Genomic DNA, 10,647 nt, shown 5'->3' with positions numbered 1-10,647 from the left:
GAGCCGACCCATACATCCCAACGCTGTTCTCGGACGGACTGTGGGTTCACGCACGACGGCAACCGCCAGGGCGAACACTTCGAGTGCCAGAAGTGTGGGTATGAACTGAACGCGGATTATAACGCTGCAAAGAATATTGGCGTGCGGTACGCTCGGAAGCGACAACACAAACTCCGTTCCTCGCCCAAGTCGGGGAGCGGAGACGCACCAGTAGACGTGCGTGTGAATGGTGGGACGTTGAACGGTGAGAGTCACCAGCCTCTTGCTGGCGACTGATTGCCGGGAGTCCACATCAAAGCCCTACCCTCAAGGACCGAGGCGCGGAGCGCCGAGGGAGTAGGGTAGGGTAGTTTACATGCAACCGATCATGTGACCGTGCCGCCACACGTTGATGTCACGGTCACCGGCGCGCCGGTGTTCGAAAACGCTGCGTTCGGACTCATGCTCCCTGAGATGATCCAACTGTTCGCAGTTGCGTTCGCTATCATCTTCTCCGTGGTGTTTCTGGTCATGCGTGGGCGGCTGTACCGAACGTGGAAAGTGTTTCTTCCCGTCGGGACGGCACTCGTTGCGCTCATGTACATGCTCGGGATGATGGGAATCGTCGGGTTCAACTTCAACGCGATTATGCTCGGCGTCCTCCCAATCGCGCTTGGACTCGGGATCGACTTCAGCCTCCAACTACATACGCGGTACATCGAAGAGCGTGAGAAAGGGCGAGAACCCGTTGACGCTGCAGCCTCGGCTGCACGCACAACTGGGAACACGCTGTTGTTAGCGATGGCGACGACATCGATCGGTCTTGGCGCACTGTTGGTTTCGGCAGTGCCACCGACTCGGCAACTCGGCGCGACGGCGGCGTTTGGCGTAATCGCTGCGACCGCGCTGTCACTCACGCTACTCGTCGCGCTGTTGGTTCAATTTGACGATGACGAGTACGACCAGACGGGGCCAACAGCTTCAGACACCACCGAAGCGACAGCAGCCGCTACTGCGGCCGAGAGAAACTCTTCGACGGATAGCAAAAATAAAAACTCTCCTTCTCCTGAGCCGTCGGCCAACGACCAATCGAGCGGGGTCCTCAGTGACGACGAGCCTGCGTTCGAGCGTTTCATCGGTACATTATCTAGTGGGATCGCTGCGTCGCCACTTATCGTGATTCTGCTTATGATCGCGGCAATCGGCGGTGGCGCGGCTGTGTATCACGATGTACCGACGACTCAGGAAATGCTTGACTACTGGCCGGATATCGAACAGCGCGACGATCTCGAAGAACTCGAAAGCACTGCGCAGAGCCCGAACGTAATCTACCTCCTAGTAGAGAGCAAAGATGCCTACTCGCCGACGACGTTCAGGCGGGCATCAGCCTTCGAGACCGCTATTGAAGATCATGACGACGTAAACGCTGCGATGAGTTCAGTCACTGCTGTCGAGATGGCCACCGGGGGGGACATCCCAGAGCGCCGGACACGGCTTATCGATACGGTTGACCGGCAGGCGGCGTCCGACCTCATGCCGGTCGGGAGTCGTGAAGACACTCCGGATCGGTTCGTCATTCAGCTATTCGTCGACGATATTGAAGGCGAGGAAGTTAGACACTTGATCGACGACACGGAGGCGACTGCCGATAGACACCTTGTCACCGAGCGGACCGCCGTCACTGGCAAACCGGTCGTCAACCGGAACGTGATCGAGAATGTGACCTCTGGCCGCGATCCGATGACCGTATTGAGCTTCGGGTTGGCAACAGTGTTTCTCGCATTAGCGTTGCGATCAGTCCGCGAGTCTGTGTTGCTCGTTGTTAGCGTCGCTATCAGCGCCGTGATGCTGATTTCGATAGCGATGTACCTACTAGGTATCCCGTGGAATCCCCTCACCGTTGCGACCGGCTCGATTGCGCTCGGTGCGGGGATCACATATGGGATACACGTCCATGAGCGGTTCAAAGAAGAGCTATTTGAGCGCGGATCGACCCCCGTAGTAGCGATGCGTGAGGCTATGGTGCGTAAGTCGCGGCCGGTCATTGGCTCTGGCGCGACGACGCTATTTGGATTCGGTGCGCTTGGGATTTCACAGTTCCCCGTGCTCGCAAACTTCGGCATCGCCGTCGCGCTTGCGATGACGTTCGCGCTGGTGACCGCCTTCGTCTTTCTACCGGCGTCTGCGTTGCTGCTGGCCAGATGGACGAACACCTACGATATCGTGGTCGACTCGACGTGATTGCCGTGTCTCCTTTAGTTTGTGTTTATCAAAAGTCGCTTCTCGGATGTTTTTCTCCCGTCTTTGATGGCAATACGCATTTATACGGAGGTCGTCACCTATATTAATTCTAATTTAATTGTCATGGATTAATCACACGGGGAATTGATTCGGCAACTACTGTTTCAGGTGAGGAAAATGTCACCACGGCCACACTGCTATTACCACATCCACACCGACCTTCCAGAGCTGTCGCGCGACAATTTTGAGGTCATATGCGAACGACTGTTCACGAACGTACTGAAGATCATACCGGAGCTTTGCGCGTGGGTCGACGCTGCTGGCATCGTTGATCTGCGCGAGTCCGGTCAGGCCGGGCTTGACGAACCACCGTTTCCGCCATGTCTTGGTTTCTTCTTCAAGGAGATGTTCCTCTTCGGTCCACACAGCACGCGGTCCGACGACGCTCATGTCTCCGCGGAGGATCGACCACAGTTGAGGGATCTCGTCGAGATGCGTCTGGCGGAGCACTCGACCTACCCGCGTGATACGATCATTATCGTCGTCTTCGACTGGCGTTGCCGATTCGCCTTCAGGCGTCATTGATCGGAATTTAAAAACCGGAAATGTCTCTCCGAATACGGCTGTGCGCTCCTGTTGGTACAACACCGGGCCGCGGTCTTCGAGTTTGATCGCGACTGCGATGCCTACGATGATGGGTGCGAGCGCGATGAGTCCGGTCAGTGAGAAGGCGATATCAAAGCCACGTTTGAACATGTAGTCTTGGATATCCCACGGTTCGATCTTAACATCGACGAGTGACGCATTCGGGTCCGATGTATCCGTCAACACCGTGTCCGCATGTGTTGGGTGAACTTTCGCTGCCACGCCGTGTTCATAACACGCATCGAGCGCGCCGAAGAACTCTGCGCGGTCGGGGTCGGCAAATGCGAGCACGACCGTGTCGATATCCTGTTCGACGAGGATATCCTCGAGTCGAGAGAGGCCACCAAGCCGAGAGATATTGAGCGAACGCTGACCGCCGTCCGCGGCATGTGCGATACCGGGAGCCCCGGCGTCCCGGCTTTCCTGTTCCGACTCGGTACCCCGCAGCGAGCGAATCACTGTCGGACAGAGATAGCCGAGTAGCGGGAGTTCCGCGCCTCTTGCGATCTCGGCAATCTGACCCGGGTCGTCCCCAACGATGATCGCGCGTTCGCTGCGCGCCTCGGGGCGGCGTAGCCAAATGAACCACACCGGCAGGATGACTAACAGCAGCGGCGTGATCAACACGAGCGTCAGCCGCGGCACCTTGTACGTGTAATCGAAGTAGCCGATGGTCGCCAGCGCGAACACGGCCACGAACGTGCGCTTGTGTGCGAGCGCGACGATATCGAGAATCCGCCGCGGGCGCGGCTTGTAGAGGGGGACAAACGCACCCGCAACGACCACCACGGTCAGCGCCACCTCGATGACGAACTCCGCGCCCGCAGGTGGGTCGGGGGGCAGCCGACCGAGCACAGGAACCATCGCCGCGGCCGCCTGAACAGTCGCGTTGTTGGCGAGCATCACCGCGAGCCCAACGAGGGCAGCGACGCCTCCCACGCTCGCGAGCCGGTACCGCCATCCGGTGTCCATTACTGATCCGTGATAAGTGTGTCAAGTTAAACACTATGTTTCCTCCGGTGGTCGGATCGAGGGGTCTCGCTCGCCCGCGACGCCTCCGAACCCGAGGGTGGGCCCGTCCACGACCGAAACCGCTAATCGGCGCGCCCGACAGGTGACAGCCAATGCCCTCGCCTGAGGAGACGACCGCGGCCGCGCGCGAGTTCCTCGCTGACCACCCCGAAGCGAAAGACGCCTTCGCGGCCCTCGTTGAGCGCGACGCCCGCGACGAGCCGTGGACGTTTGCCGACATCGACCTCGACTCCGGTCGGTTCGGCGAGCTTGTCGCCCGCGACCTCGCCCATGAGGTCGATACTGGCTACCGGCTCGAAAATCCGAACGCGATCCGCGCCGCGATTGAGTCGGGGCCGGCCGACGCTGCCGATACGACTGACGCTGCCACTGACTCGTCCACAGCTACCGAGGGAAGCGATGACGATGGCAGTGAGACAGCCGCCGGTGATATCGTGATGTCGCGAGTCTCCTCGGTAGCTGACGTCGACGTTCTCACCTTCCTCGGGCTTCTTGGAGGGCTGCTTGTGGTCGCCAGCGCGCGCCTCGTGGCCGCGCCTGCGGTGTTCCAGCAGGGCTTCGTCGTCTCCCCAAGCAATGACACGTACTTTTTCCGCTACTGGCAGGAGCAGCTGGCCGCTCGCGCGGACGGAATCTTCGATCTGGGGCTGTTCGCGGACATGGGCGGCGCCGCGGGCACGCGTCCGCTTGCCCACGCGGTCAACTGGTGGCTGACGGTCCTGCTCGGTGGCGTCGACGCTGCGCCCGTGGTCGCCGCGTGGCTTCCGGTCGTGGCGTCCGTCTGTCTGGGATACTTCGTCTACCGGACCGCACGCCTGCTCACCAGCGATGTGCGTGTCGCGCTCGCCGCCGTGCTGTTCTACGGGCTCGCGCCCGTCAACGTCGTGTACACCTCCGTGGGCTTCCTTGACCATCAGGCCCACCAGTACCTGTGGCTCGGTCTGCTCGTTGCCACACTGACCGCGCTCGGTGTCGACCTTTCCCGCCGGGACGCCCAGTCCGAAACCGAACCAGACCGGCAGGCCATCGCGCGGGCCCACGCACATAACACAACGATGTGGCCCATTGCACTCGCGCTCGCTGTCGCCGTAGCGGCGTCCGCTCACGCCTACGGCGGCTCGCCGCTCACGTTCGTCCCAGTCGCGGCTGTCGTCGGGCTCCGCGTTGCGCTCGACGTTCGGCGGGACCTCTCCCCGACCTACGCAAACGCCCCCCTGCTTGCTGGGCTCGCGCTCGGCGCTGCGGGAGCGCTCGCCGCACACCTCGCGTTAGGCTGGCACGAGTCGATCGCCGCGGTCACGCCCGTCCTCGTCGCGGGCGGTGCGTTTGTCGTTGTCGGGCTAGGGGAGTTGTGGCGCCGCGTCTCCCTGCCGCCGCTTGCCCTTGTCGCGGCAGAGGCGGTCGTCGCCGTGGGGGGGCTTGTCGCCTATGCGCGCCTGCGTCCGGGCGATATCGAACGACTCCGGACGCGCGCCGACGATCTGTTCTTTCGGGAAGGTATCTCCGAGACAGTCTCGCTATTCAGCCCGGATTTTGCGGTCGTGTTCGGACCGCTCCTCCAGCTCGGCCTCGGTTTCTACTTCGCAATCGCCGTCCTCGCAGTCGCGACGTGGGTGGTCGCGCGCCGTTACAAGCCCGACTGGCTCGTCTTAGTCTGCTTTGCGTGGTACTACACGCTGCTCGCAACGATTCAGGTCCGCTTTGCCGGGCAGTTGGCGATCATGATTGCGCCCTTCGCGGGGATCGGTCTTGTTTACCTCCTGTCGGCAATAGACATCGCACGTCCTGTAGCCGCCCTCGGTCGCGGCAACGGCACCGACTCCTCGTCGACTCGCGGTCAATCGAGCCGTGGTCGACCGAGTCGCGCCGGAGCGAACAGCAAACCGGATGGAGGGACCGCGATCACGTCGCTCGCGCTGCCTGAAGGAACCCGATTGCGGGGGTATCTGGCCGCGACGGTCGCGCTCGTGTTGTTGTTCAACCTTCTCCTCGTCCCGTCACTCGTCGGACAGACTACCTATGATCGCGCGCAGTTTGACGCTACGCTTACGGTTGATTCTCACGCCGAGGACGCTGACCGTGAGTACCCACAGAACTTCGTGTTGAGCCAGTGGGGCGACAACCGAATGTACAATTACTTTGTGAACGGTGAAGCCCGCAGTTACGGCTATGCACGAAGCAACTACGATCAGTTCCTTACCGCTGCGCACCCAGACGAATGGTACAACCGCTTTCAAGATCGTGTCGGGTACGTCGTCGTCACTGAACGCGAAAACGCACCTCCAACGGAGTCTACTTACACAGCCCTCTATGATGGGCTCGGCGCCGGCGTCAACGACACCACCGCAACCGGCCATTACCAGCTACTCACTTCCACTGAGGGGATCCGGACCTTTGCGGTCGTCCCCGGCGCGACGATCTCCGTGCCAGAGCCCAGTTCCGTCGGCGTCGAAAATGGAACGGTGACCGCAACAACAACTGTGACTGTGCCCAATTCGTCCGGTGAAGTCACAGCAACTGGCACAACATTCGAGTATGTACGCCACGCTACTGTCTCGAACGGAACCGCAACAATCCGGGTCGCACACCCCGGAGAGTATCAGGTTGGAACACAATCTGTGACCGTAAGCGATGACGCTGTTCACAACGGTAATCAAACAGTCGTTCAGCCGAAATAGTCTGTCTCGGTATCGACTTTTCGAGTTACTTAAATACGTAGTGCGCAATCCCATTGAACTACCCTACCCTACCCTACCCTCTCCTCCTCTACAGATAGAGCAGGCCGAGTGCCTCGGGGCTTGACCCAAGGGTGAAGGCCGTACGCTCACTTTCACTTTCACCTCGGTAAGATGGTAGTTAATACACCTAGCGACAAATAGGGTTGTAACGGCCAGAAACCACCCCCAAAGCATGGAATTGAAGATCTCAATTCCTTTGCTGGTCGTTCGGCAGTTTGGAAATGCGACTCCTCTCAAAACCCGCTACGGCGGTGAGACGGGAGTTGTCGGGCCGTGGTGGAGCGGCCGCCCCTCACGGACACATCGGCGTGTTCGGGTGTTAATTCCAGCCGACCCATCTGGGAAGGTCGAGGGGAATTAAATTCGCCTGCGGGCTCGGTGCGGCCCCAAGACAGTGAAGCCTCGGGGCTTGACCCCGAGGTACTTCACTCGCCCCTTGAGGTGGGGCAGTCGATTTGTGGGTAACTGAGGTACTATCTCTGTGGTGATAGATATGCGAAGCCAAGAATTACTAATACGGTTACGACGATCCCGAATCCAGGAACCTCTGACTCTGTCCCATCATCAGTTGTATTGGATGGTCCACCGTCTTGCTCAGTCTCTTGATTGACAACATCATTCGATGTCTCGGTTTCATTGCCCTCTTGATTAGAGGTGTCATTGGGCTCTGCTGAGGTAGTGCTCTCCTTACTTGATGTATCGGTGGCTGTTTGATTACCATTCACAACCGTTTCATTCTCATCTACTGCCGTTTCGTTCGTGTCCACAGCTGTTTCGTTTGTATCCACAGCCGTTTCGTTCGTGTCCACAGCCGTTTCATTCTCATCTACTGCCGTTTCATTCTCATCTACTGCCGTTTCGTTCGTATCCACAGCTGTTTCGTTCGTGTCTACAGCCGTTTTGTTCGCATCTACTACTTCGTCTTGCTCATCTTCTTCATTCCTATCATCATCGTCACTACTTGAGCCACTGGACTCATCTGTTCTACTTCTATCGTCTTTGGCATCCTCTGATTGAAGCTCCTCAACACCGTTTGCGAGCGTTTTCGTTGACTCGATAACGCTGCGAGGCGCAGGTTGGTTGAGATAATTATTGTTTAATACGACGTAATTACCGTTCTCACCTGCGTTTGTGCTAGCATACGGCTGTCGCTCAAGAATCGACGCCTCAGAGTCTGTCACAACTATCAATTCAGGATTTGTTTGGAGGATTACCTCATCTGAGAGCTGTGGATACCCGTCTGCCTCTGACGCAGCAACGTTAGTAGTCCCACCAATCTGCATAATTTCGTTGATGAAGGTATTGTCAGCAGCGACATACCCGCCTCCAAGCGGATACAGTGCGTCAGGACGACCAAGCTCAGCGGTCTGGTTTTCTACATTTTCCACCGTTTGGTTCATCTCAGTATTTACTTCCGCTGCTGTCTCACAGTTTCCAACAAGACGGCCTGTGCGCTCTGTTTTTGCCGCAATGTCACCGACATCGGTAGCAGCGGGGAAATGGTAAACAGTGAGGTTCTGTGCACGAAGATCTGCGACTTGTCCAGCTGAGGCGTTCGGTGCCAACACAAGATCGGGATTAGTCGCAACAACCTTTTCGACGCTAACACCGAATTCTGCGGAGACATTTGTTTTGCTGGCAGTCCCGTTCAAATACCCCGCAAACTCGGTTACACCGACAACCCTGTCTTGCGCACCTAACTCCCAGAGGGTCTGGGCAGCTGATGGGTTTGTTGTCGTGATCCGATCTGGCTGTTCATTAATCGTGATTTCTGTCCCTGTTGCGTCTGTTACAGTAAGTGGGAACCCACACGTACCACTACTATTGACTGTCTCTTCTGTTTTGTTGGCTTGAAGATCTTCAACAGCAGCAGCGAGAGTTTTGGTCGATTCAATCACACTCCGGGGCGCCGGCTGGTTTAGATAATTTGTATTCATAACTACATAGTTATCTTCTGCCCCAGCAGTTGTGCTCGCGTAGGGTTCTCTATCAAGAATTGCGCCCTCTGTATCGGTCACGAGTATGATCTCAGGATCTGTTTTGAGGATGACTTCATCCGAGAGTTGTGGATACCCATCTGCCTCTGACGCGGCGACGTTGGTTGTCCCAGCAATCTTCATGATTTCGTTGATGAAGGTATTGTCAGCCGCGACGAAGCCTCCCCCAAGTGGGTACAGTGCATCGAGACGATCAAGCTCAGCAGTCTGGCTTTCTACATCCTCTACAGTCTGATTCATCTCGGTGTTTACCTCCGCTGCTGTCTCGCAGTTTCCAACAAGACGGCCTGTGCGCTCTGTTTTTGCCGCAATGTCATCGATATCGGTCGCGGCCGGGAAATGGTAGACCGTGAGATTCTGTGCACGAAGATCTGCGACTTGATCAGCTGAGGCGTTCGGTGCTAACACAAGATCGGGATCGGTTGCGACGACTTTTTCGACGCTGACACCGAATTCTGCGGAGACATTTGTTTTGCTGTCAGTCCCGCTCAAGTACCCCGCAAATTCGGTTACACCAACAACCCGGTCTTGCGCACCGATCTCCCAGAGAGTCTGGGCTGCTGACGGATTTGTTGTTGTGATCCGATCCGGCCGTTCATCAAGCGTGATTTCTGTCCCTGTCGCATCAGTTACGTTGAGCGGAAACCCACAGGTATTATTTCCTGCTGTCTGCATCGGTTCCTGACCGCTGTAATTGGTAGACAGACTTTCACTCTCTGCGTGTTCAAACTCTGCTCCTACTGACTGTGCGCCAGCGGCGGTTCCTGAGGCGCCAACAACTGCTGTCGCCACAACCACCGCCAGTAGAATCACTCGTAAGTTCTTCACAGTTGGCAGCCGCGCTTGTAAAATATAATTTTTATTATTCCAACCTTGCTTGCGTTGGAATGTGTTATGTGTCTGATTAAACTATTGATACTCACGTCTGACGCAGAGTGAACTACCCCGACCTACTCACTCGCCGCTGGGGCGGCTCGTTCCTTGAGGTCGGGGCTTCCTGTTTCCACGACGCGCTTTGCAGGGACCGAATCGGTCCCCGTAGGGAGCGCAGTCTCCGCAGGCGTTGTTTCGGAGCGTCCCGCTCCTAACTGCTTGATTCCGCGAGAAAGAATATTCCATGCCGCGTTCCAGTCCCTATCGGCGGTGAAGCCACACGAGGGACAAGAGTGTTCGCGGACCCACAACGGCTTGTCCGTCTTGATACCGCAAGCAGCGCACTCTTTGGTCGTCCCTGCCGGTTCTACCGCTACGAAGTACGTGCCTTCGCGTTCACATTTGTACTCCAGCATCCGCAGGACCGTACTCCATGCCGCCCCCGCACGATTGCGCGAGTTCCCCGGGAGCTCGACTAACCTTTTTACGTCGAGGTCTTCTACGGCCACGAGATCGTACTCACTCGCGTAGTAGTTCGACAGCTTGTGGAGAAAATCGCGACGTTTCCGTTTCAAATCGGCATGACGCCGGGCGACGGTCTTGCGCTGTTCTTCCCAGTTGTTTGACCCGTGTTCCTTCCGGGAGAGATCACGCTGGGCGCGTTCCAGCCGTTCGCGTTCGTCTGAAACGTTGAGCGACCCGACAGCCGTGCCGTCGGTGTCGCTTGCGTAGTTGAGTATGCCTACGTCGATTCCGACCGTCTTTGTCAACTCGTCGGGTTTCTCAGGTGGGTCGTTGGGTGTTTCTAGCTGGAGCGAGGCGTACCAGTTGCCGATCGGCTCACGTTTGACGACGACACCTTTCACCTCGGCGTCGGTTGGGAGATTGCGATGGGCAACAATGGGCACGTCGCCGATCTTGTTGAGGTACAACCGATCTTGACCACTCGTTTTCTTGAGTTCGAAGCCAGATTGGTTGTACTCGAAAGAGTGGTAGTACCCTTTGCCCTTCCATTTTAGCAGAATACAGGCGGTAAGCCCCCTTCCTCAAGGAGCGACCAGCGGGAGCGAGTAGGGAGGGGATACACCGCCGTCATCACGTCTCAAACACGTTCGTACTCGCTGCCTAACCACCTCACCGAT

At 57.6% G+C, this 10,647-nt stretch carries 5 protein-coding genes and 1 pseudogene; 3 read left to right on the top strand and 3 right to left on the bottom strand.

What is annotated here, in order from left to right:
• Both EXE47_RS17765 and EXE47_RS17755 read left to right on the top strand, forming a co-directional pair.
• On the top strand, window positions 1–276 hold a 276-nt coding region (locus tag EXE47_RS17765), incomplete at its 5' end, for a zinc ribbon domain-containing protein (RefSeq protein WP_158293630.1).
• Between the two features lie 93 nt (window positions 277–369).
• Window positions 370–2,220, top strand: a complete 1,851-nt coding sequence (locus tag EXE47_RS17755; protein ID WP_137708591.1) for an RND family transporter — start codon at window positions 370–372, stop codon at window positions 2,218–2,220.
• Window positions 2,221–2,400: 180 nt separating this feature from the next.
• Here EXE47_RS17755 and EXE47_RS17750 read toward each other — a convergent pair whose 3' ends face one another.
• Complete coding sequence (locus tag EXE47_RS17750) at window positions 2,401–3,837, bottom strand: sugar transferase (protein WP_099289217.1); 1,437 nt, start codon at window positions 3,835–3,837, stop codon at window positions 2,401–2,403.
• 152 nt (window positions 3,838–3,989) lie between these two features.
• On the opposite strand from EXE47_RS17750, the gene EXE47_RS17745 reads away from it, so the two are divergent.
• Window positions 3,990–6,575, top strand: coding sequence for a hypothetical protein (locus EXE47_RS17745; RefSeq protein ID WP_137708590.1), 2,586 nt, complete (start codon window positions 3,990–3,992; stop codon window positions 6,573–6,575).
• 533 nt (window positions 6,576–7,108) lie between these two features.
• On the opposite strand, the gene EXE47_RS17740 is transcribed toward EXE47_RS17745, so the two are convergent.
• The gene (locus EXE47_RS17740; protein ID WP_199237922.1) at window positions 7,109–9,460 is read right to left on the bottom strand and encodes a PGF-CTERM-anchored ABC transporter substrate-binding protein; all 2,352 of its coding nucleotides are present in this window, start codon (window positions 9,458–9,460) and stop codon (window positions 7,109–7,111) included.
• 122 nt (window positions 9,461–9,582) lie between these two features.
• Window positions 9,583–10,524 (bottom strand): annotated as a pseudogene (locus EXE47_RS17735) (RNA-guided endonuclease InsQ/TnpB family protein); the annotation flags it as partial.
• Between the last annotated feature and the right edge of the window lie 123 nt (window positions 10,525–10,647).

The sequence above is a fragment of the Halorubrum sp. GN12_10-3_MGM genome, from assembly GCF_005435235.1.
Lineage (GTDB): Archaea > Halobacteriota > Halobacteria > Halobacteriales > Haloferacaceae > Halorubrum > Halorubrum ezzemoulense.
This window is presented reverse-complemented; position numbering and strand designations above follow the sequence as displayed.